The sequence below is a fragment of the Variovorax sp. Varisp85 genome, assembly GCF_047304045.1.
Lineage (GTDB): Bacteria > Pseudomonadota > Gammaproteobacteria > Burkholderiales > Burkholderiaceae_C > Variovorax.
In genome coordinates this window covers 35,012-56,695 of sequence record NZ_JBGLYN010000009.1, presented here as the reverse complement: position 1 = coordinate 56,695, position 21,684 = coordinate 35,012, and the positions used below count along the sequence as shown (strand labels likewise).

Annotated in this window: 17 protein-coding genes; 9 read left to right on the top strand and 8 right to left on the bottom strand. The window is 67.4% G+C overall.

Translation table 11 applies throughout. The features are described 5' to 3' along the window. Positions 1 to 29: 29 nt before the first annotated feature. From pnp to ACCC97_RS05815, 5 genes are all read right to left on the bottom strand, one after another. Complete coding sequence (gene pnp / locus ACCC97_RS05835; protein WP_413331850.1) at positions 30 to 2,330, bottom strand: polyribonucleotide nucleotidyltransferase; 2,301 nt, start codon at positions 2,328 to 2,330, stop codon at positions 30 to 32. 205 nt (positions 2,331 to 2,535) lie between these two features. Continuing rightward, entirely contained in the window at positions 2,536 to 2,802 is a 267-nt protein-coding gene (gene rpsO, locus ACCC97_RS05830; RefSeq protein ID WP_007837783.1) for a 30S ribosomal protein S15, read from the bottom strand. A 187-nt stretch (positions 2,803 to 2,989) separates the two neighbouring features. Further along, a complete protein-coding gene (locus ACCC97_RS05825; RefSeq protein ID WP_413331848.1) occupies positions 2,990 to 3,913 on the bottom strand; it encodes a DMT family transporter in 924 nt (307 codons plus the stop codon). A gap of 82 nt (positions 3,914 to 3,995) precedes the next feature. Then, positions 3,996 to 5,168, bottom strand: a complete 1,173-nt coding sequence (locus tag ACCC97_RS05820; protein ID WP_413331847.1) for a pyridoxal phosphate-dependent aminotransferase — start codon at positions 5,166 to 5,168, stop codon at positions 3,996 to 3,998. A gap of 121 nt (positions 5,169 to 5,289) precedes the next feature. Then, positions 5,290 to 6,573 (bottom strand): branched-chain amino acid ABC transporter substrate-binding protein, encoded by a 1,284-nt coding sequence (locus ACCC97_RS05815; protein WP_413331846.1) that lies wholly within the window; start codon positions 6,571 to 6,573, stop codon positions 5,290 to 5,292. A 124-nt stretch (positions 6,574 to 6,697) separates the two neighbouring features. Between ACCC97_RS05815 and ACCC97_RS05810 the strand changes: the two genes are divergently transcribed. Both ACCC97_RS05810 and ACCC97_RS05805 read left to right on the top strand, forming a co-directional pair. Then, entirely contained in the window at positions 6,698 to 7,069 is a 372-nt protein-coding gene (locus ACCC97_RS05810) for an Hsp20/alpha crystallin family protein (protein ID WP_413312560.1), read from the top strand. Positions 7,070 to 7,258: 189 nt separating this feature from the next. Next, positions 7,259 to 8,014 (top strand): alpha/beta hydrolase-fold protein, encoded by a 756-nt coding sequence (locus tag ACCC97_RS05805; protein WP_413331845.1) that lies wholly within the window; start codon positions 7,259 to 7,261, stop codon positions 8,012 to 8,014. On the opposite strand, the gene tsaD is transcribed toward ACCC97_RS05805, so the two are convergent. After that, positions 7,950 to 9,011 (bottom strand): tRNA (adenosine(37)-N6)-threonylcarbamoyltransferase complex transferase subunit TsaD, encoded by a 1,062-nt coding sequence (tsaD, locus tag ACCC97_RS05800; RefSeq protein ID WP_413331844.1) that lies wholly within the window; start codon positions 9,009 to 9,011, stop codon positions 7,950 to 7,952. The genes ACCC97_RS05805 and tsaD overlap by 65 nt on opposite strands. Positions 9,012 to 9,114: 103 nt before the next feature. Between tsaD and ACCC97_RS05795 the strand changes: the two genes are divergently transcribed. The 4 genes from ACCC97_RS05795 (at position 9,115) to ACCC97_RS05780 (ending at position 13,701) form a co-directional block, all read left to right on the top strand. Beyond that, on the top strand, positions 9,115 to 10,377 hold the full coding sequence (locus tag ACCC97_RS05795) for a nitrate- and nitrite sensing domain-containing protein (protein WP_413331843.1): 1,263 nt from the start codon (positions 9,115 to 9,117) through the stop codon (positions 10,375 to 10,377). Between the two features lie 339 nt (positions 10,378 to 10,716). Continuing rightward, positions 10,717 to 11,961, top strand: coding sequence for a CmpA/NrtA family ABC transporter substrate-binding protein (locus ACCC97_RS05790; protein WP_007838172.1), 1,245 nt, complete (start codon positions 10,717 to 10,719; stop codon positions 11,959 to 11,961). A 10-nt stretch (positions 11,962 to 11,971) separates the two neighbouring features. After that, positions 11,972 to 12,895 carry a nitrate ABC transporter permease gene (ntrB, locus tag ACCC97_RS05785; RefSeq protein WP_413331842.1) on the top strand — a complete coding sequence of 308 codons (924 nt, stop codon included), beginning with the start codon at positions 11,972 to 11,974 and terminating at the stop codon, positions 12,893 to 12,895. Then, positions 12,892 to 13,701: an ABC transporter ATP-binding protein gene (locus ACCC97_RS05780; protein WP_413331841.1), complete on the top strand. Its 810-nt coding sequence runs from the start codon at positions 12,892 to 12,894 to the stop codon at positions 13,699 to 13,701. Before ntrB ends, ACCC97_RS05780 begins: the two co-directional genes overlap by 4 nt. A gap of 148 nt (positions 13,702 to 13,849) precedes the next feature. Here ACCC97_RS05780 and ACCC97_RS05775 read toward each other — a convergent pair whose 3' ends face one another. Then, positions 13,850 to 15,127 (bottom strand): ANTAR domain-containing protein, encoded by a 1,278-nt coding sequence (locus ACCC97_RS05775; RefSeq protein WP_413331840.1) that lies wholly within the window; start codon positions 15,125 to 15,127, stop codon positions 13,850 to 13,852. Positions 15,128 to 15,390: 263 nt separating this feature from the next. Here ACCC97_RS05775 and ACCC97_RS05770 point away from each other — a divergent pair, with 263 nt between their 5' ends. Continuing rightward, a complete protein-coding gene (locus ACCC97_RS05770; protein ID WP_413331839.1) occupies positions 15,391 to 16,659 on the top strand; it encodes an MFS transporter in 1,269 nt (422 codons plus the stop codon). 20 nt (positions 16,660 to 16,679) lie between these two features. Here ACCC97_RS05770 and ACCC97_RS05765 read toward each other — a convergent pair whose 3' ends face one another. Next, positions 16,680 to 18,392, bottom strand: coding sequence for a bifunctional protein-serine/threonine kinase/phosphatase (locus tag ACCC97_RS05765; RefSeq protein WP_007833663.1), 1,713 nt, complete (start codon positions 18,390 to 18,392; stop codon positions 16,680 to 16,682). Positions 18,393 to 18,455: 63 nt separating this feature from the next. On the opposite strand from ACCC97_RS05765, the gene nirB reads away from it, so the two are divergent. Both nirB and ACCC97_RS05755 read left to right on the top strand, forming a co-directional pair. Further along, the gene (gene nirB / locus ACCC97_RS05760; protein WP_007833664.1) at positions 18,456 to 20,888 is read left to right on the top strand and encodes a nitrite reductase large subunit NirB; all 2,433 of its coding nucleotides are present in this window, start codon (positions 18,456 to 18,458) and stop codon (positions 20,886 to 20,888) included. Next, the gene (locus ACCC97_RS05755) at positions 20,885 to 21,676 is read left to right on the top strand and encodes a type IV pili methyl-accepting chemotaxis transducer N-terminal domain-containing protein (protein ID WP_413331838.1); all 792 of its coding nucleotides are present in this window, start codon (positions 20,885 to 20,887) and stop codon (positions 21,674 to 21,676) included. Before nirB ends, ACCC97_RS05755 begins: the two co-directional genes overlap by 4 nt. Positions 21,677 to 21,684 lie beyond the last annotated feature (8 nt).

Genomic DNA, 21,684 nt, shown 5'->3' with positions numbered 1-21,684 from the left:
GGCGGCAGTGAACCGCCGTTGCGCCCTTCTTACTCCTGAGGCTCGCGCGGGGCCTGCGACTGCTCGCTGGCCGGAGCCTGCTGCTGGTCGTTGAAGCGCGGTGCGCGCTCGCCACGATCGCCGCCGCGGTCACCACCACGGTCGCCACGGTCCGAGCGCTCGCGGCGGTCGCCGCCACGGTCGCCGCGATCACCACGGTCTTCACGCGGCGGGCGCTCGCTGTATTCCATGCCGGCCGGACGCTCGGTCAGGGCCTTCATGGACAGCTTGACGCGGCCCTTTTCGTCGGTTTCCAGAACCTTGACCTTCACGATCTGGCCTTCGCTCAGGTAGTCGGTCACCTTCTCGACGCGTTCGTGCGCGATCTGGCTGATGTGCAGCAGGCCGTCCTTGCCGGGCAGCAGGTTGATGAGCGCACCGAAGTCCAGGATCTTGGTGACCGGGCCTTCGTAGACCTTGCCGATTTCGACTTCGGCCGTGATCTGCTCGATGCGCTTCTTGGCCAGTTCGGCCTTTTCCGGGTCGGTCGAGGCGATGGTGATGGTGCCGTCTTCGTCGATGTTGATCGTCGTGCCGGTTTCTTCCTGCAGGCCGCGGATGACCGAGCCGCCCTTGCCGATCACGTCGCGGATCTTCTCGGGGTTGATCTTCAGCGTGGTCAGGCGCGGGGCGAAGCTGGAGACTTCGGCCTTGGCCTCGCCCATGGCTTCCTGCATCTTGCCCAGGATGTGCATGCGCGCTTCCTTGGCTTGCGCCAAGGCGACCTGCATGATTTCCTTGGTGATGCCCTGGATCTTGATGTCCATCTGCAGCGCGGTGATGCCGTTGGTGGTGCCCGCAACCTTGAAGTCCATGTCGCCCAGGTGATCTTCGTCGCCCAGGATGTCGGTCAGCACCGCGAAGCGGTTGTCTTCCTTGATCAGGCCCATGGCGATACCGGCCACGTGCGCCTTCATGGGCACGCCCGCGTCCATCATCGAGAGGCAGCCGCCGCAGACCGAAGCCATCGACGAGGAGCCGTTCGACTCGGTGATTTCCGACACCACGCGCACGGTGTACGGGAATTCTTCCTTGGTCGGCAGCACGGCGACGAGCGCGCGCTTGGCGAGGCGGCCGTGGCCGATTTCGCGGCGCTTGGTCGAGCCCATGCGGCCCACTTCGCCGGTGGCGAAGGGAGGCATGTTGTAGTGGAACAGGAAGCGGTCTTCGTACTCGCCGGCCAGCGCGTCGATGCGCTGTGCATCGCGTTCGGTGCCGAGCGTGGTGATGACCAGCGCCTGGGTTTCACCGCGCGTGAACAGGGCCGAACCGTGGGTGCGCGGCAGCACGGAGTTGCGGATCTCGATAGGGCGCACGGTGCGCGTGTCGCGGCCGTCGATGCGGGGCTCACCCGACAGGATCTGGCTGCGCACGATCTTCGATTCGATGGCGAACAGCAGGTCGTTGACCTTGCCGGCGTCGAAGGGCTCGCCGCTTTCCTTCAGCGTGTTCATCACGCTGGCATTGGCTTCGCGCAGGGCCTGCGTGCGGGCTTGCTTGCTGCGAATTTGATAGACGGCGCGCAGCTTCTCTTCGGCCAGGCCCTTGACCTTGGCGACGAAGGCTTCGTCTTCTGCGGGTGCCTGCCAGTCCCACACCGGCTTGCCGGCGTCGCGCACGAGGTCATGGATCGCGTTGATGGCAATGTTGGCTTGTTCGTGGCCGAACACCACGCCACCCAGCATGACTTCTTCGCTGAGTTGCTGGGCTTCGGACTCGACCATCAGCACGGCGGCTTGCGTGCCGGCGACGACGAGGTCCATCTGCGAATCCTTGCGGGCGGTCTGGCCCGGATTCAGCACGTACTGGCCATTGATGTAGCCCACGCGGGCGGCGCCGATCGGGCCGCTGAACGGAATGCCGGAGATGGCGAGCGCTGCGCTCACGCCGATCATGGCGGCGATGTCGGCATCGACTTCAGGGTTGAGCGACACGGTGTGAATGACCACGTGCACTTCGTTCAGGAAGCCTTCGGGGAACAGCGGGCGGATCGGACGGTCGATCAGGCGGCTGGTCAGCGTTTCATGTTCGCTGGGCTTGGCTTCGCGCTTGAAGAAGCTGCCGGGGATCTTGCCCGCGGCGTAGGTCTTCTCGATGTAGTCGACGGTCAGCGGGAAAAAATCCTGGCCGGGCTTGGCCGACTTGGAGGCGACCACGGTCGCCAGGATCACGGTGCCGTCGATGTCGACCAGCACGGCGCCATTGGCCTGGCGGGCGACTTCGCCCGTTTCCATGACGACGGTCTTGTCGCCCCATTGGAAGGACTTGGTGACTTTGTTGAAGAGGCTCATGTTTGCTCCTGTTTTAGTAGCGAACCACTCAGGGTTCGCAAGGGGCGGAGGCTGTCTCAGAACACGATGCCATTCCAGCGAAGCTCGGAGGGAACTTCATTGGAATGACACAGCTTCGCTCTGTTTGGCACTCCGAAAGTGGATCGCGAAGTAAAAAACGCCTGAGCTAGCGGACTAACCCAGGCGTTTTTTCATGCGATTCGATTTACTTGCGCAGACCCAGCTTGGCGATCAGCGCGGTGTAGCGGTCGGCGTCCTTGGACTTGAGGTAGTCGAGGAGCTTGCGGCGGCGGCTCACCATGCGCAGCAGGCCGCGACGGCCGTGGTGGTCCTTGGCGTGCGTCTTGAAGTGGGGGGTGAGCTCGTTGATGCGGGCGGTCAGCAGTGCGACTTGCACTTCGGGGCTGCCGGTGTCGTTGGCGGCGCGGGCGTTGTCCTTGACGACTTCGGCCTTGATGGAGGCTGCGATCATGATGATTTCCTTGGTTCCTAGGTGTTTGACTTGCGGTGAGCGCTGGAACTGCCCTCACCGTGCGCCTTGCGGCATGCAAAGCCTTGGAATTATAGCTCGCCCCCAGGCTGCGCGCACTTCGTGTCGCTTCGCCTACCCCCTACCGGGGGCAACACCTGCGGCCCGGCAAAGCCGGTTCCGCGGTGTTTCACGAAGGGGTCGCCGCCGGACTGAGCCTCTTTCCTCCCTTGCCATCGAACGAAGCCAGGCCTACCGCGCCGAGCACGCAGGCGGCCCCACCGATCTGCGCCAGACTGATACCTTCCCCCAACCAGAGGGCCGCCAGTATCAGTGCGGAAACCGGCAGGAGCGCAGTGAATAGCGCCGCTTCGGCCCCTTTCAGCCGCGCCGATCCGGCAAACCAGAGGACGAAGCCCAGCACCGTCGGCACCAGCGCGTAGTAGGCAACGCCGATCAGCGCATCGTTCGGCAACGGATGTTCCCAGGCCCGCTCGAACAGCGTCGGAACCAGCGACAGCAGGAGCCCGAAGGCTGCCATCAGCGTCGACAGCGCCAGGGGGCGCACCGGCACGCGCAGCCGCTTGTTGAGCAGGATGAACATTGCCTCACACACGACCGCACCCAGTATCAGCAGGTTGCCGGCGAACGCCGCGGCCGATTTGGAGTCCCCTGCGGAGCCTTCGCCCGGCCAGCTGATTGCCAGCACCCCTGCCGTCGCCAGCACGATGCTGCCCACCAGATATCGCCCCGGCCGCTCGCGCAAAGCCAGCACCGCCGCCAGCGCCGCAACGGCAGGCAGCGTCCCGGCCACCACGCCCGCGCTGGCGGCCGGCGCCCACCTCACACCAAGGATCAGCAGCACCGTATAGCCCACGCTGCCCAAACCCGCCTGGAACAAGAGCAGCACCAGGTCGCGCCGGTCGGGGCGAGGCCAAGGCGTGCGCGTCAGCCGCAGCAGCAGGAGAAACACCGGCAGCGCCATCGCAAACCGCAGCGCGGTCGCGGTGAACGGAGGGAGTCCGCCTGCGATGACCTTGCTGGCCACCACCGTGCTGCCCACCGTGACCATCGCCAGCGCGCACAGCGCCATTCCCTTCAACCGTTCCGACATGCCAGACCTTTCGCCTTCGAGAAAAGTCCGAGCTTCGCGGTCCGGTCGCGCCGCGTATTGAACGAAATTGCAGACGGCCGGATCAGCCCTTGCGCTGCGGCTGCTCCGCCAGCCAGTTGCGCAGGCGCTCCACGCCCTTCACCAGCCGCTGCGGGTCTTTCGAGGCAAAGCACCAGCGCAGCCATCCCTGCGCCTCGGGCGCGAAGGCATTGCCCGGCGCGAGCCCCAGGCCCGCCTCGGCGACCAGCCGCTTGGCCACTTCGAGCGAATCGCCGAAGCCTTCGAGCCGGAAGAAGGCATACATGCCACCCTTGGCCGAAGCCACCTGCACGCCCGGCAGCGCCGCCAGCAGCGGCACCAGCGTGTCGCGGCAGTGCTTCAGGTGCGCCACCACGCGCGGCGTGATCTCGCTCGTGTGTTCGATGGCAGTGATGGCGGCGCGCTGCGTGAACACGCTGGCGCACGAGGTGTTGAACTCGATCAGCTTGCCGATGTCGTCCACCATCGACGACGGCAGCACCAGCCAGCCCAGGCGCCAGCCCGTCATCAGGAAGCTCTTCGAGAAGCTGTGCGTGACGACGAGCCGGTCGTCGGGCTTCGAGATGTCGAGGAAGCTCGGCGCGCAGGCATTGGGCGTCGGCTCGTAGTACAGGCGCTCGTACACCTCGTCGGCGAGGATCCACGTGCCGGTCTGGCGGCAGTGGTCGAGCACGGCCTGCTGCTCGTCGCGCGTCATGGTCCAGCCCGTGGGATTGTTGGGCGCGTTGACGATCAGCAGCTTCGTCTTCGAAGTGACCGCCGCGCGCAGCGCGGGCAGGTCGAGCGTCCACTGCCCGTTCACCGGCACCAGCGGCAAGGTACGAACGCGCGCGCCCATGATGGCGGGCTGAGCCGTCAGGTTGGGCCACACCGGCGTCACGGCGACCACTTCGTCGCCCGCATCGACCAGCGCCTGCACCGCGAGCATCAGCGCGCTCACGCCGCCCGAGGTGACGGCGATGCGAGAGGCATCGACCGCCGGATGCAGCCCGCTCGTGTAGCGCGCGATGGCTTCGCGCAGCTCGGGCAGGCCAAGGTTGTGGGCGTAGAAGGTCTCGCCTCGCTGCAGCGAATCGATGGCCGCCTGGCGGATCACCTCGGGCGTGACTTCGTCGCTTTCGCCGAACCAGAAGGCCAGCACGTCGTCGCGGCCCATGCCGGCGTTGGCGACTTCGCGGATCTTCGACGCTTCAAGCTGATGGATCGCAGAACGCATGGAAATACCTTTCTTTTTCAGGAACGCCGCGGAACCGGCTTTGCCGGGCCGCAGGTGTTGCCCCCGGTGAGGGGGAGGGAGAAGCGACACGAAGTGCGCGAAGCCTGGGGGAGAGCCAAGTTCAAGGTTTCTTCATCTTGCACGAGGTCGGCAGTTCGGCGCGCTCGGCGGGAATCGTCTTGACCACACGGAAGCCGTAGCCCGAGCCCTCGACGTCGAACTGCACGCCCGGCCTGCCCTGCCGGTCCATCACGCCGACGACGAGCTGCTGCTGGAACTGATGGTCCGTCGCGCGCATGCGCCCGCGCTGGCCGTACAGGCTCACGTCGGCCTGCTCCAGCGCGCGCGCCATCGGCACCGCGTCGGCACTGCCCGCACGCTCGATGGCCTGCACGAGCGCTTCGATCATCAGCTGCAGCCGCATGTGCACATAGTCGTCGGCCGGCTTCGGAAAGCGCGTGCGGAAGGCTCGGTAGAAGGTTTCGGACTGCGCCGTCTGCACGTTGGGCAGCCAGTCGGCCACGGCGATCACGCGGCCGATGCCCGCATCGCCGATGGCGGCCGGTGCCCCCAGCGCATTGCCGTAGAAGGTATAGAAAGTACCGTTGAAGCCCGCCTCGCGTGCCGCCTTCACGAGCAGCGTGAGGTCGTTGCCCCAGTTGCCCGTGACCACGGCCTGCGCGCCGCTCGCGATGATCTTGGTGGCGTAGGGCGCGAAGTCCTTCACCTTGCCCATCGGATGCAGTTCGTCGCCCACGATCTCCACGTCGGGGCGCTGCGCACCGAGCTGCCGGCGCGCCTCGCGCAGCACGGCCTGGCCGAAGCTGTAGTCCTGGCCGATCAGGTAGACGCGCTTGAGCGCGGCATCGTCCCTCACCACATCCATCAGCGCAGCCACGCGCATGTCGGCATGCGCGTCGAAGCGGAAGTGCCAGAAGCTGCAACGCTCGTTCGTGAGCGCCGGGTCGACGGCCGCGTAGTTGAGGAAGACCACGCGGCGCGCGGGGTCGCGCTCGTTGTTCTTGTCGATGGCGTCGACCAGCGCCGAGGCCGTGGCCGACGAATTGCCCTGCAGCACGATGCGCGCGCCGTCGTCCATCGCGGCGCGCAGCGCGGAAAGCGCCTCCTCGTTCTGCCCCTTGCTGTCGTAGCGGTCGAGCTGCAACGGACGCGCGCCGCCGGGCAGCTTCACGCCGCCGCGCGCATTCACGCGCTCCACCGCCCACAGCAGGTTGCGGAACACGGCCTCGCCGGTGTTGGCGAACGGGCCGCTCATGCTTTCGATCAGCGCCAGGCGAACGGGTGCGGGCGGGGCCGCCTGCGCCAGCGCGGCGAACGGCCTCGCGCATAGCGCCAGCGCCGCGAATTTCAAGGCCTCGCGACGCCAAATAAAGGGGAGATTCATTGTCTTGAAACGCGTGCCGATGCGCCTAGATGAGGTCTCAAGCGGCACTCACGATGGAACGGCCGCGCAGTGTAAGGGACACACATTCCTTGTCCCCATTGTGTTCACTCAGGAGTTCTTCACCATGCTTTTCGCCCCCACCCTTCGCACCGCCCGCTTCGCTCCCCGCGCCTATGACCGCGCCTTCGAACGCTTCGTGAACGATGCCTTCGCCGCCCCCCGCCGCTCCCCGCTGGTGGAACAGGACGACAAGAGCTGGACCCTCTCGCTGGACGTGCCGGGCCTTGCGCGCGAAGACCTCGCGATCAGCATCGAAGGCGCCGTACTGCGCATCGACAGCAAGGCCGAAGCCAAGCGCCAGTTCAAGGCCGCCTACGAGCTGCCGCAGGACATCGACGTGGCCACCAGCGAGGCCAAGCTCGAGAACGGCGTGCTCACGCTGAAGCTCGGCAAACTGGTGCCCGCGAGCCAGGCCGCACAGTTGCAAATCAACTAGTCTGGCCTATGCCCACAAGAAGAAAATGTTGGTAACGGCCTCGTTTTGACTTTAAACGAGCACCTTATTCACAATAGCGCTGAATAACGTCACATGATGTGACGTTTTCTTAGAACTTTTTTCTTCGTGGGCGTCTCGTAACGCACCGAATTCCCTGCCGGTGCGGTTCGGGTGCCCCCAAAAGGCACCATGAAAACGCACCTTCAACCTGCCAATCCCAACGAACAATCCGACACGCTCCTGGTGTTCCTGCCCGGGGCCTACCTGAAGCCCGACGAGTTCGAGCGCGAAGGGTTCATCGCCGCGGTGCGCGAGCGCCATCTGGCGGCGGACGCGCTGCTGGTGGACGCGGACGTTTCCTACTACTACGAGCAAACGCTGAGCGAGCGCCTGCACACCGAGGTCATCGAGCCCCAGCGTGCCAGGGGCTACAAGTCGATCTGGCTCGTGGGTATTTCCATCGGTGGCTTCGGCGCGCTGATCCACGAACTGGCGCGGCCGGGCTCGGTGGACGGCATCGTGGCACTCGCGCCCTACCTGGGGCGCCGGGTGCTCGGCGCGGAGATCAGGAAGGCCGGCGGCCTGCGCGCCTGGCAGGCGCCCACCGGACCGCAAGCCGACGAGGAGCCCGACCGCAAGCTCTGGCCCTTCTTCCAGCAGTACCTGGACGCCAAGCCGTCGAAGAACCTGCCGCCGCTGTACCTGGGCTTCGGGCTGGACGACCGCTTTGCCAGCAACCACAAGCTGCTGGCCGACGCCCTGCCGCCGGGGCGCGTCTTCACGATCGAGGGCGGCCACGACTGGCCGCAATGGCGCCAGCTGTGGCGCAATGTGCTGGACGTGCTGCCGCTGCCGGCAATCGGCCGCTCGCGGCAGCCGGCTACGCAGCCTCCGGCAGCGGCGCCTCAGCCGACGAGAGCGACGCCATGGGCCATCGCGGCTTGACGTCGAAGGCATAGCGCTCGCTCGCCTGCGACAGCCCGGACTGCAGGCGCATCGCCGCAGCCATGGCGATCATGGCGCCGTTGTCGGTGCACAGGTGCAACTCGGGGTAGTGCACACGCACCTTGCGCTTTGCGCACGCGGCATTCAGCTGTTCGCGCAGATTCCTGTTGGCCCCCACCCCGCCCGCCACCACCAGCCGCTTGAGTCCGGTCTGGTCGAGTGCCGCGAGCGACTTCTTCAGCAGCACCTCGACGATGGCCGCCTGCGTGGACGCCGCCAGATCGGCCTTGTTCGCCTCGAGCTGGTCGCCGAGCTTCTTGGCCTGCGTGAGCACGGCCGTCTTCAGGCCGGCAAAGGAAAAATCGAGATCGCCGCTGTGCAGCAGCGGCCGCGGCAGCTTGAAGGCCGTTGCGTTGCCGCCTTCGGCCAGCTTCGCGAGCCACGGTCCGCCGGGGTACGGCAAACCCATGAGCTTGGCGCTCTTGTCGAAGGCCTCGCCGGCCGCGTCGTCGATGGTTTCGCCGAGCAGCTCGTAGCGGCCCACGCCGTCCACCCGCATCAGCTGCGTATGGCCGCCCGACACCAGCAGCGCGACGAACGGAAACTCCGGCGGATCGGCGCTCAGGAAGGGCGACAGCAGATGTCCCTCTAGGTGATGCACCCCCAGCACCGGCTTGCCAAGCGCCACGCCGAGCGCGCAGGCCACGCCGGCCCCCACCAGCAGCGCGCCCGCCAGGCCCGGCCCGCGCGTGTAGGCCACCACGTCGATCTCGGCCAGCGAGCGTCCGGCTTCGGCCATGACCGTCTCGGTCAACGGCAGCACGCGGCGGATGTGGTCGCGGCTGGCCAGCTCGGGGACCACGCCGCCGTAGGCCTGGTGCATGGCGATCTGGCTGTGCAGCGCGTGCGAACGCAGCATCGGCAGCGCGCTGCCGTGCGACTCGACCAGCGCCACGCCGGTTTCATCGCAGGATGATTCGATTCCCAACAAGAGCATGGCGCCGAGTGTAGGCGGCGCCCCGTGCGGCCGCCCGCGAAGGGGCAAACGGCGTCCTGCAAGGCACGGATGTTGCAGTGAGAGGGTCAGCGCCCCTCCCACCATGAAATCCGGACTGAGTTTTCTGATCGCCGCCCGCCGTTGCGAGATCGACGAGCTGGACCGGCTCGCCCGCACCAGCGAGCTGGTGGGTGTGATCGGCCGCCTCGTCCACGCGCTGCAGCGCGAGCGGGGCATGTCGAACATGTTCCTCGCGTCGCACGGCGGCCGCTTCGCAGACCAGCGCGGCCCGCAGATCGCCGAATGCATGGCGCTCGAGCAGGAGGTGCGCGCCGGCTTCGACCAGCTCGAAGCCGACGACCACCGCGGCGCTGGCGCCGGCCACAGCGCGCGCCTGTTCAGCCGCATCGCCTGGGTGCTCCCGGGCCTGGACGCCCTGCCTGCGCTTCGCCGCCGCATCGATGCGCTCGAACTGAAGCCTGCGCAGTCCACCGCCGCCTTCGCCAAGCTCGTTGCCGGCCTGCTGTCGGTGGTGTTCGAAGCCGCCGACGGCGCCACCGACCCCGAAATCTCGCGCCTGCTGGTCGCGATGTTCAACTTCATGCAGGGCAAGGAATTTGCCGGCCAGGAGCGCGCCTTCGGTGCCGCCGCACTGGCGCTGGGCCGCAGCGACGAGGCGCAGCGCCTGCAGTGGCAGCACCTGATCGAGTCGCAGGAGCGCTGCTTCCAGGTGTTCACCGATTTCTCTGGCCAGGCCGTGCTCGCGCTCTGGCGCAGCAGCCAGCCTGACGCCGAAGTGGCAGAGCTCGAACGCATCCGCCGGCGCGGCGCCACCTCCGCCCCGGCCGACGTACCGCTGAGCCAGGCCTGGTTCGACTGCTGCACCCGCCGCATCGACGCCATGAAGACCGTGGAAGAGCGCCTGGCCGCAGTCTTGCGCGCACTGTGCGAGCGCAAGACCGCGCAGGCGCGCAGCGAGTTGCAGGACTACCGGCAGCTGCTGGACACGCTGGCGCCGCAGGCCGGCGCCCTGTTCTTCGACGACGCCGACGCGCAGGCCGCCACGCCCGCCCAGTTCGGCCGCCACCTCGAACGCTCGGTGCTCGACATGGTCCAGGAGCAGTCGCACCGCCTGCAGGCCATGAGCGACGAGCTCGAAACCGTGCGCGCCTCGCTCAATGAACGCAAGATCGTCGAGCGCGCCAAGGGCCTGCTGATGGCGCACCGCCGGCTCAGCGAGGAAGAGGCGCACAAGATGCTGCGCCAGACCGCCATGAACCAGAAGCGGCGGCTGGTCGACGTGGCCGAGTCGATGCTGGCAATGGCCGACTACCTGCCCATGCTCGACCGCGCGCCCTCTCGCTGAAGCGCCCCCGGCCGTTCAACTTGGTGCAGTGCACAACAACCGTGCGATCGGCGCTGCGCGGCCCGATCGGGCCCTCGCCCGTGCTGCGCCACTGCATCGAGCTACTTTCTTGATAGCAGCACCCAGGTCCTGAAGGCTGGCACACCGCTTGCAAGCATTTCGTTCACAGGCCCCCAATGGGTCTTCAGGCAGGCGGCACCCAACGGCGGGTGCTTGCTACCGAACCGGACAAAGGCGTCCCCATCCCGCAAGGGCTCGTTTTCGAGCAGCCCCTGCGCGGTGCGGACGCCTTTTTTGTTTTTGTCTTTTGTTTGTTCGCCTTCAACCGGAGCCCCGCCCATGACCGACCTGCTCACAACCCGCCTCAGCCGACGCCGCGTCCTGCAAGCCGCCGCCATCGGCGCCGTGGGCATCGAACCCGCGCTGCGCGCCGCCGTCTGGGCCCAGGGCTCGGACAAGCCCGAGAAGGAGGAAGTGAAGATCGGCTTCATCCCGCTGACCGATTGCGCCAGCGTGGTGATGGCCTCGGTGCTGGGCATCGACAAGAAGTACGGCGTGAAGATCGTCCCCAGCAAGGAAGCCAGTTGGGCTGGCGTGCGCGACAAGCTCTCCAACGGCGACATCGACATGGCGCACGTGCTCTACGGCCTGGTCTACGGCATGCACCTGGGCCTGAGCGGCCCGAAAAAGGACATGGCCGTGCTCATGACCTTGAACAACAACGGCCAGGCCATCACGCTGTCGAAGAAGCTCTCGGACAAGGGTGCGGTCGATGCGGCCTCGCTCGCCAAGCTGATCGCAACGGAGAAGCGCGAATACACCTTCGCACAGACCTTCCCCACCGGCACGCATGCCATGTGGCTGTACTACTGGCTCGCCTCGGCCGGCATCGACCCGTTCAAGGACGTCAAGAACATCACCGTGCCGCCGCCGCAGATGGTGGCCAACATGCGCGTGGGCAACATGGACGGCTACTGCGTGGGCGAGCCCTGGGGCCAGCGCGCCATCATGGACGGCATCGGCATCACGGCCATCACCACGCAGGACATCTGGAAGGACCACCCCGAGAAGGTGCTTGGCTGCACCGCCGAGTTCGCGAAGAAGTACCCGAACACCGCACGCGCCGTGACGGCCGCCATCCTCGAGGCCGGCAAGTGGATCGACACCGGCCTGCAGAACAAGAACAAGATGGCCGAGACCATCGCCGACAAGAGCTACGTCAACACGAGCGTGGACGCCATCAACCAGCGCATCCTGGGCCGCTACACCAACGGCCTGGGCAAGAGCTGGGACGACCCCAACCACATGAAGTTCTACAACGGCGGCGCCGTGAACTTCCCGTACCTGTCGGACGGCATGTGGTTCCTCACGCAGCACAAGCGCTGGGGCCTGCTGAAGGAACACCCCGACTACCTGAAGGTGGCCACCGAGATCAACCGCATCGACATCTACAAGCAGGCTGCCGCAGCCACGCAGACGCCGGTGCCCAAGGAAACGATGCGAACCAGCAAGCTGTTCGACGGCTCGGTCTGGGACGGCAAAGACCCAAAGAAGTACGCCGAGTCCTTCAAGCTTCATGCATAGGGAGAACAACATGGTCAGCGCAGTCTTTCACTCGCCGCTCGAAGCGACCACCGCGCAGGTGACGCAGGCGGCCCCTTCCGTCGCCGCCAGGCCGGCAGCCCCCAAGCCCGCACCCGCCCCGGCGCCCGAGCCCCGGGTGCGCACGCCCATCGACCTGCGCGCCTTCTGGATGCGCGTGCTGCCGCCGCTGGCGGGCTTCGGCCTGCTGCTGCTGATCTGGGAAGTGGTGGCCATGAAAAGCACCACCGGCTTCCCCACGCCCGCAGCCACCTGGCAGCAGGCCGTGACGGTGTTCAGCGATCCGTTCTACAGCAAGGGCCCGAACGACCAGGGCGTGGGCTGGAACGTGCTCTCGTCGCTGCAGCGCGTGGCGCTGGGCTTCGGGCTGGCGGCGCTGGTCGGCATTCCGGCCGGCTTCGCCATCGGGCGCTTCGAATTTCTCGCGCGCATGTTCAACCCGCTGATCAGCCTGCTGCGCCCGGTGTCGCCACTGGCCTGGCTGCCCATCGGCCTCTTGGTGTTCAAGGGCGCCAACCCGGCGGCCATCTGGACCATCTTCATCTGCTCTATCTGGCCGATGGTCATCAACACGGCCGTGGGCGTGCAGCGCGTGCCGAGCGACTACATGAACGTGGCCAAGGTGCTGAACCTCAGCGAATGGAAGATCCTCACCAAGATCCTGTTCCCCGCCGTGCTGCCCTACATGCTGACCGGCGTGCGCCTGGCCGTGGGCACCGCGTGGCTGGTGATCGTGGCGGCCGAGATGCTCACGGGCGGCGTCGGCATCGGCTTCTGGGTGTGGGACGAGTGGAACAACCTCAACGTCGCCAACATCATCATCGCGATCTTCGTGATCGGCATCGTCGGCCTGGTGCTGGAGTTCGCGCTCATCAAGCTCGCAACGGCGTTCACATTCGAAGAGGTGAAGTCATGATCGACGACAGCAAGTACATCGAGATCCACGGGGTCGAGCAGGCGTTCAAGACGCCCAAGGGCCGCTTCGTCGCGCTGCGCGACGTGAACCTGAACGTGGCCAAGGGCGAGTTCATCACGCTCATCGGCCACTCGGGCTGCGGCAAGTCGACGCTGCTGAACCTGATTGCCGGGCTCACCACGCCCACCGAAGGCTCGCTGCTGTGCGCCAACAAGGAAATCAGGGGCCCCGGCCCCGAGCGCGCGGTGGTGTTCCAGAACCACTCTCTGCTGCCCTGGCTCACCTGCTTCGAGAACGTGTACCTCGCGGTCGAACGCGTGTTCGCAGCCACCGAAAACAAGGCGCAGCTGCGCGCGCGCACCGATGCGGCGCTGGCGCTGGTGGGCCTCACGCCCGCCGCGCAGAAGCGCCCCGGCGAAATCTCCGGCGGCATGAAACAGCGCGTGGGCATTGCACGCGCGCTGTCGATGGAACCCAAGGTGCTGCTGATGGACGAGCCCTTCGGCGCGCTCGACGCCCTCACCCGCGCCAAGCTGCAGGACGAGCTTCTGGCCATCGTGCAGAAGACGCACAGCACCGTGGTCATGGTGACGCACGACGTGGACGAGGCGGTGCTGCTGAGCGACCGCATCGTGATGCTGACCAACGGTCCGGCCGCCACCATCGGCGACGTGCTGGCCGTGGACATTCCGCGCCCGCGCAACCGCGTCGAGCTGGCCGAAGACCCGGCCTACGTGCACGCGCGCAAGGCGGTGATCGACTTCCTCTACACGCGCCAGGCGCACGTGGAGAAGGCCGCGGCCTGACAGATCGACACAGCGCCCAGGCGCGTCGAGCCATGCCTTCCTTCCAGCAAACACCGCGGAACCGGCTTTGCCGGGCCGCAGGTGTTGCCCCCTGCAAGGGGGTTGGCGTAGCGACACGCAGTGCGCGAAGCCTGGGGGTGTGCCAGTTTCACGACATGATCACCTGGAGGCTGTGCTCGTACGACGCCGTGAGGCGCTCGAAGGTGTCGACCAGCGCGTCGCTGGAGCGAACGAGCGTGGCGCGGCCATCGGCGCTGTCGAGCGCGTGCACGCCGCCGACCAGCCGCAGCCATTCGTCGCGGGCGCTGGCCAGCGCGGTGCGGATCTCCGTGGTGCTGAGCGGGGCGCGCTCGAGTTCGAGCAAGGCGGCCTCGAACTCGGCCATGGTGGGCACCAGCCGCGCGTTCGCGGCTTTCTCTTTCAGCGTGGCAGCGAGCAGCGCGTCTTTCGCCAACCGCTGCGCACGCATGCGCTGCCGTCCGCATATGTTGACGATGCGCAGCGCACGCCGCGCGCCCGAGGCTTCGAGCGCCTCGGTCAGCGCCTCCGCGGCCGAGAGCAGCACTTCGGCGCGCTGGTCGACGTCGGCCAGTCCCGCCGCCGTGGGCCGCGCCGTCAAGGCCGGAGCCAGCCCGCTCCAGGCGGCTTGCGCCTGTACGAGCGCCTGCGCGCCAGCCGCATCGAGCCCGAGGGCCGCCAGGTGATCGAGGTTCTGCTGCACCCGCTCGGCGGACTGCGTGCGCAGCACCCGCGCCCGCTGCGCATCGATGCTGCCCAGCAGCTGCGCCGCCACGCGCACCAGCCGCTGCGAGAGCATGCGCAACTGCCCGGCGCGGTTGATCGCGTCGGCCCACTGCGCCGCCTCGATGACCGAGCGCGACACCTCGCCGAGCCGCAGGTTGGCGTGCATCGCGGCGCCGCGCAGCAGGCCGAAGGCTTCGTCCTCGCCGATGCCGCGCGCGGACATCAGCAGGCCCTTGGCGCGGTCGACCCACTTGCGCTCGTCCATGCGGGTGCGCAGGCTCTCCAGTTCGGTGCGCAAGACGCTCTCGCGCTGCCAGCGGGCCTGGGCACGAGCGGCCAGCGCGGCGAGCGATGCGGCATCGACGGCATCGTTCTGCATCCACGCCTGCACGCCGAGCTGCACCAGCTCTTCGTGCTGCGCACCGCTCAACGGCTCGCCGACGAAGCTCAGCGCACACGGCGGCACGCCGGACCACGCGCGCAGCGCGTCGAGCAATGCGGGCGTGGGCAAAGGCAGGCAGATCAAGGCCTGGGCCGGGGCCAGCGCCTCGACCTGCCGCGCGAAGGTGCCCGCATCCGCGCAGCCGACCACCTCGAGACTGGCGTCGGACAGCGCCTGTGCAAGCGCCTCCGGCAGCACGGGGCCAGCAGTTTCATCGGGCAGGACAACGAGAAGGGGCATCTTGGAAAAGCGGTGTGGGAGCGCACCGCGAGCATAGGCCACGCCCGCGCGAATTCGCAGGCATGCCTCTTGCATGGAACGGACCGCGGTGTAACGAAGCACCGCTTTGGTGAGGCTGCAGGCTCCTGCATCCGGCTCGGCAACGCACATGCCGAGCGCACCCCCACGCCGACAGCGTCCGCTGCCGGCACTCCGTCTCCAACCCCGTCCGTCGACACGGCCCATCCAGGGTCAGGCCGCGGCTTTTTGCACCTTTGAACGCCATGTCCAGTTTCAAGAACTTCTTGCAGTCAGGCCACAGTCCGACGCTGTTCGCGGCCTTCCTGTACTTCTCGTTCTCCTGCTGCATCTGGGTGCTCAACGGCGCCATGGCGCCCTTCATCGGCGAAACCTTCAACCTCTCGCCGGCGCAGAAGGGCCTGATGCTGTCGGTGCCGATCATCGCGGGCGCGCTGATGCGTTTTCCACTCGGCATCCTCTCGCAGTACATCGGCCGCAAGAAGGCCACGCTGGTCGAGATGGGCCTGATTGCAGTGGCGATGCTGTTCGGCTTCTTCTTCGTGAAGAGCTTCAACAACCTGCTCGCCATGGGCGTGCTGCTGGGCATCGCGGGCGCGAGCTTCGGCGTGGCGCTGTCGCTGGGCTCGGGCTGGTTCCCGCCGCAGCACAAGGGCCTGGCCATGGGTCTGGTGGGCGCTGGCAACGTGGGCACCGCGGTGTCGGTGCTGGTGGCGCCGCCGCTCGCGCTGTGGCTGGGCTGGCAGGCGGTGTACGGCGTGGCCGCGGTCGCCATCCTGGTTCCCATGGTGGTGATGGTGGTGTTCGCCAAGGAACCGCCGGACGTGAACGCCCATTCGAGCTTCCGCGAGCACATCGCCTGCCTGTTCGAGAAGGACGGCTGGGTGTTCAGCCTGATCTACGGCGTGACCTTCGGCGGCTTCATCGGCCTGACGACCTTCCTGCCCTCCTACTACTACGACCAGTTCGGCGTGAGCAAGGTGCAGGCCGGCCAGCTAACCATGCTCGCGGCCTTCATGGGCGCGGCGGTGCGCATCGTGGGCGGCTGGCTTTCCGACCGCTGGGGCGGTGTGAACACGCTGACCGTTGTGCTGCTGGTGGTGGCCGTGAGCCTCGTGCTGGTGGGCGTCTCGTCGGGCTCGCTGGCCGTCACCACGCTGGTGCTGATCGTGTGCTTCGCCGCGCTGGGCGCGGGCAACGGCGCGCTGTTCCAGCTGGTGCCGCTGCGCTGGCCCGCAAGCACGGCAGTGGCCGGTTCGATGATCGGCGAGATCGGCGCGCTGGGCGGTGGCCTCGTGCCCAACGCCATGGGCCTGTCGAAGCAGTATCTGGGCAGCTACCTGTGGGGCTTCGTGTTCTTCGCGATGCTGTCGCTAGCGATGCTGGGCGTGATGCGCGTGATGCAGATCCGCTGGACCCGCACCTGGGCCGAGAAGGGTGGCCGAGCGCGCGTTGCACCGGTACATGCTTCGCCCGCAGTCAACAGCAACTCGCGGAAAGCTGCCCGGTCATGAACCGCCCCGCCGACCTCCGTTCAACGTGGCAGGAACAGGAGCCACACGATCAGCAAGAGGTTGAACAGCATCGACACGCCCAGCGCCAGCTGGTAGAGCGCAAGTGGGTCGCGGCGGATCAGCGGCGTGGCGGCGGGCGCGCTCACGGGGCGGGATGCACCGCGTTCGAGCGCGAGCAGCAGCTCCTCGGCGGTCTCGAAGCGCTCGCGCGGATCGCGGGCGACGGCCTTGCGCACCAGGTGGTCGAGCCAGATCGGCACGTCGGGCCGCAGGCGCGAGAGCGCGACCGGGTCTCGCCGGTAGCGCGCCACCTGGTAGGGCTCGATCTCGCCGTAAGGCAGGTGGCCGGTGAGCCACTGGTACAGCGTGACGCCGAGAGCGAACAGGTCGCTACCCGCATCGGCGACGCCACCCTCCTCCCATTGCTCGGGGTTGATGTAGCTCGGCGTGCCGGCATGCAGTTCGCGCTGCGCCGCGCTTTCGCGGCCGGACAGCGCCACCCCCAGGTCGATGATGCGCCAGCGGCCGTCCTCGCCCAGGTGCAGGTTGCCCGGCTTGATGTCGCGGTGCACCACGCCCTGGCGGTGCAGCCGGCCGAGCGCACGGCTCAGTGCGATGGCGGCGGCAACGACCTCGCCCACCGCGCCCCGCGCGTTCGCCTTGCGCAGCTGCTCCAGCGTACGGCCGCCGTGCCAGTCGAACACGATGTACAGCGCGCTCGCATCCGCGGCGCGCTCGTGCACGCGCACGAAGCCGTTGCCGCCGACGCGCAAACCGAGCCACGCCTCGTGCGCCAGCATCGCGCGCTCCTGCGGGTCGCCGGCGCGCGAGGGGTGCAGCGTCTTCAGCGCGACCAGCTCGCGCGTGGCCGGATGCCTGGCCTGGTACAGCAGGTGCACGCCGGTGTCGGCCACCAGCGCGGTGATGGCGTAGCCGTCGAGCACGTCGCCCACCTTCAGCGCGGGCGGTGGTGCGAGCCGGCGGCCGTCGCCGAGTTCGTCGTCGAGCTGCCGCGCGTCGAGCCCCACCACGCGGATGACCAGCGCCGTCGCGTTGTCGCGCGTGCCGGCCTCCAGCGCCGCGCGCACCAGCGCCTCGCTGGCCGCCTCGGCGTCGCCCTGCAAGGCGAGCGCGGCCACCTGCTGCGGCCTGAGCACGCCATGCACGCCGTCGGAGCTCAGCACGAAGCAGTCGCCCACGCGCACGTCGCCCTGCACGTAGTCGACGCGCACCTGGTCGTCCAGGCCGATGGCGCGCGTCAGGCGGCTGCGCATGTCGGGATGGTCGAAGGCATGGTCCTGAGTGAGCGGCACGGCCGGCTCGCCGCCCGCGCGAACGCGCCAGGCACGCGTGTCGCCCACGTGCGCCAGCGTGTAGCCCTGGCCATGCAGCACCAGCGCGGTGAGCGTGGTGAGCGCCGTGCCGCCGCCGTCCTTGCCCTGGCGCCGGCGGTTGTGGTCGGCCAGCCAGCCGTTCTGCGCGCCGATCAGGCGGTCGAGCGCGGCGGTCGGCTCCCAGGTATCGGGCGTGGCGAAGTAGTCGGCCAGCAGGCCCATCACCGTGGTCTGCGCCGCCTCGCGGCCGTGCCCGCCGCTGGACACGCCATCGGCAATGGCCGCGATGAGGCCGCGCGCCTCGTCGCCCCGCGGCGCATGCACCGCGCCGGCGAAGTCTTCATTCAGCTCGCGCGGTCCGCGCTGGCTGCTGTAGCCGATGTCCACTTCAAAGCTCATGGCGCGATTCTCCTCGCGCGCCGCGGGCACTCGCTTGCTTGATTCGACGAAAGGTAGGGCCCCATGAAGAAAATGAAACTCGTGATGGTCGGCAACGGCATGGCCGGCGTGCGCACGCTCGAAGAGCTGCTGAAGATCGCGCCCGACCTGTACGACATCACCGTCTTCGGCGCGGAGCCGCATCCCAATTACAACCGCATCCTGCTGTCGCCCGTGCTGGCCGGCGAGCAGACGGTCGACGAAATCGTGCTCAACAGCTGGGAGTGGTACAGCGACAACCACATCACGCTGCATGCCGGCAAGAAGGTGGTCGAGGTCGACCGCGTGAAGCGCATCGTGCGCGCGGAAGATGGCACCGAAGCCGCCTACGACCGCCTGCTGATGTGCACCGGCTCCAACCCCTTCATGCTGCCGGTGCCAGGCAAGGACCTGAAGGGCGTGATCGCCTACCGCGACATCGCCGACACCGACTACATGATCGAGACCGCGCGCACGCACAAGAACGCGGTGGTCATCGGCGGCGGCCTGCTGGGCCTGGAAGCCGCCAACGGCCTGATGCTGCGCGGCATGAACGTGACGGTGGTGCACGTGATGCCCTGGCTGATGGAACGCCAGCTCGACGACGTGGCGGGCAAGCTGCTGCAGAAGTCGCTGGAAGACCGAGGACTCAAGTTCCTGATGGGTGCGCAGACGCAGGACATGGTCGGCAATGAAGAGGGCCGCGTCAAAGCCATCCGCTTCAAGGACGGCACAGAGGTCGCGGCCGACCTGGTGGTGATGGCGGTCGGCATCCGCCCCAACGTGGAGCTGGCCGAGAAGATGCGCCTGCACTGCAACCGCGGCATCGTCGTCACCGACACGATGCAGACCGTGACCGACGCGCGCATCTATTCGGTGGGCGAATGCGCGGCGCACCGCGGCATCGCCTACGGCCTGGTCGCGCCGCTGTTCGAGCAGGCCAAGGTGGCGGCCAACCATCTCGCCCAGTTCGGCATCGGCCGCTACCTCGGGTCGCTCACCTCCACCAAGCTCAAGGTGACTGGCATCGACCTGTTCAGCGCCGGCGAGTTCATGGGCGGCGAAGGTACCGAAGAGATCGTCATGAGCGACCCCTTCGGCGGCGTCTACAAGAAGCTGGTGCTCAAGGACGACAAGCTGGTCGGCGCCTGCCTGTACGGCGACACGGTGGACGGCAGCTGGTACTTCAAGCTGCTGCGCGATGGCCGCAGCGTGCACGACATTCGCGACAAGCTGATGTTCGGCGAATCCAACATCGGCGACACCGGCCACGAGGGCCACAGCAAGGCCGCGAGCATGCCCGACGACGCCGAGGTGTGCGGCTGCAACGGCGTGAGCAAGGGCACGATCTGCAAGGCCATCAAGGACAAGGGCCTGTTCACGCTCGACGAAGTGAAGAAGCACACCAAGGCCAGCGCGAGCTGCGGCTCGTGCACCGGGCTGGTCGAGCAGATCCTGATGTTCACGGCCGGCGGCGACTACTCGGCCACGCCGAAGAAGAAGGCCGTGTGCGGCTGCACCGACGTGAGCCACCAGGACGTGCGCGACGCGATCCGCAAGCAGCACTACCTCACGCACGACGAGGTGTACCGCAACCTCGGCTGGCGCACGCCCAACGGCTGCGCCACCTGCCGCCCGGCCGTCAACTACTACCTGATCAGCACCTGGCCGAAAGAAGCGAAGGACGATCCGCAGAGCCGCTTCATCAACGAGCGCAGCCACGCCAACATCCAGAAGGACGGCACCTACTCCGTCATTCCGCGCATGTGGGGCGGCCACACCACACCCGACGAGCTGCGCCGCATCGCCGACGCGGCCGACAAGTACAAGATCCCGACCGTCAAGGTCACGGGCGGCCAGCGCATCGACCTGCTGGGCGTGAAGAAGGAAGACCTGGAGAACGTCTGGAAGGACATCGGCATGCCCAGCGGCTTTGCCTACGCCAAGTCGCTGCGCACGGTGAAGACCTGCGTGGGCAGCGAGTGGTGCCGCTTCGGCACGCAAGACTCCACGCAGATGGGCAAGGACCTGGAACGCGCGCTGTGGGCCATGTACTCGCCGCACAAGGTCAAGCTGGCCGTGTCGGGCTGCCCGCGCAACTGCGCGGAGGCCGGCATCAAGGACGTGGGTGTGATCGGCGTCGATTCGGGCTGGGAAATCTACGTCGGCGGCAACGGCGGCATCAAGACCGAGGTGGCCGAATTCCTCGTCAAGGTGAAGACCAGCGAAGAGGTGATGGAGTACGCGGGCGCGTTCCTGCAGCTGTACCGCGAAGAGGGCTGGTACCTGGAACGCACGGTGCACTACATCGGCCGTGTGGGCCTGGACTACGTGAAGAAGCGGATCCTCGAAGACGCGGAGGCCCGCAAGACGCTGTGGGAGCGCCTGCAGTTCGCGCTCGACGGCGAGCCGGATCCGTGGTTCGAGTCGGCGCAGGCCTCGGTCGACGTGCGGCAGTTCACCCCGCTGACCGCATGAAGCGCAGGGCTTTCCTCGCATCCGCGGCCGCCGCCGGCATGGGCGCCGGGCTGGGCGCAAATGCCCAGGTCACCGACCTGAACGATGCGATCAACAAGGCGGGCCGCCAGCGCATGCTGTCGCAGCGCGCGAGCAAGGCATATCTGGCACTGGTGCAGAACGTCGAATCGCGCAACGCGCAGCTGGTGCTCGACAAGTCGATCGCGCTGTTCGAGCGCCAGCTCGGCGAGCTGAAAGCCTTCGCGCCCAGCCCGACCATTCGCGGCACCTACGAGTCGCTCGACAACGCCTGGAGCGAGTTCAAGCGCGCACTCACGAGCATGACGCCCGGCAAGGAGGAAGCCACCCGAGTCGTGAAGCTCGACGCCGCCGTGCTCGCGCTGGCCAACCAGGGCACCGCGCAGTACGAAGCCGCCTCGGGCAGGCCGGTGGGCAAGCTCGTGAACATCGCGGGCCGCCAGCGCATGCTGTCGCAGCGCATGGCCAAGTTCTACCTGGCCTCGGCAATGCAGATCGACCCGGCGGGCAGCACGGCCGAGATCGGCAAGTCGCGCGCCGAATTCCTGGCCGCGCTCGAAGTGCTGCGCAACGCGCCCGAGGCCACCGCGCAGATCAGGCAGGAGCTGGTGCTGGCCGATGCGCAGTGGATGTTCTTCAACCGGGGCCTGCAGCGCCTCGAAGGCGCCGGCGCGTCGCCCGCCCTGATGTCCGACGTGTTCGTCGCCAGCGAGAACCTGCTGGCGATCATGGACCGCGTCACCGGCCTGTACTCAGAAATCAAGACGTAGACGAAAAG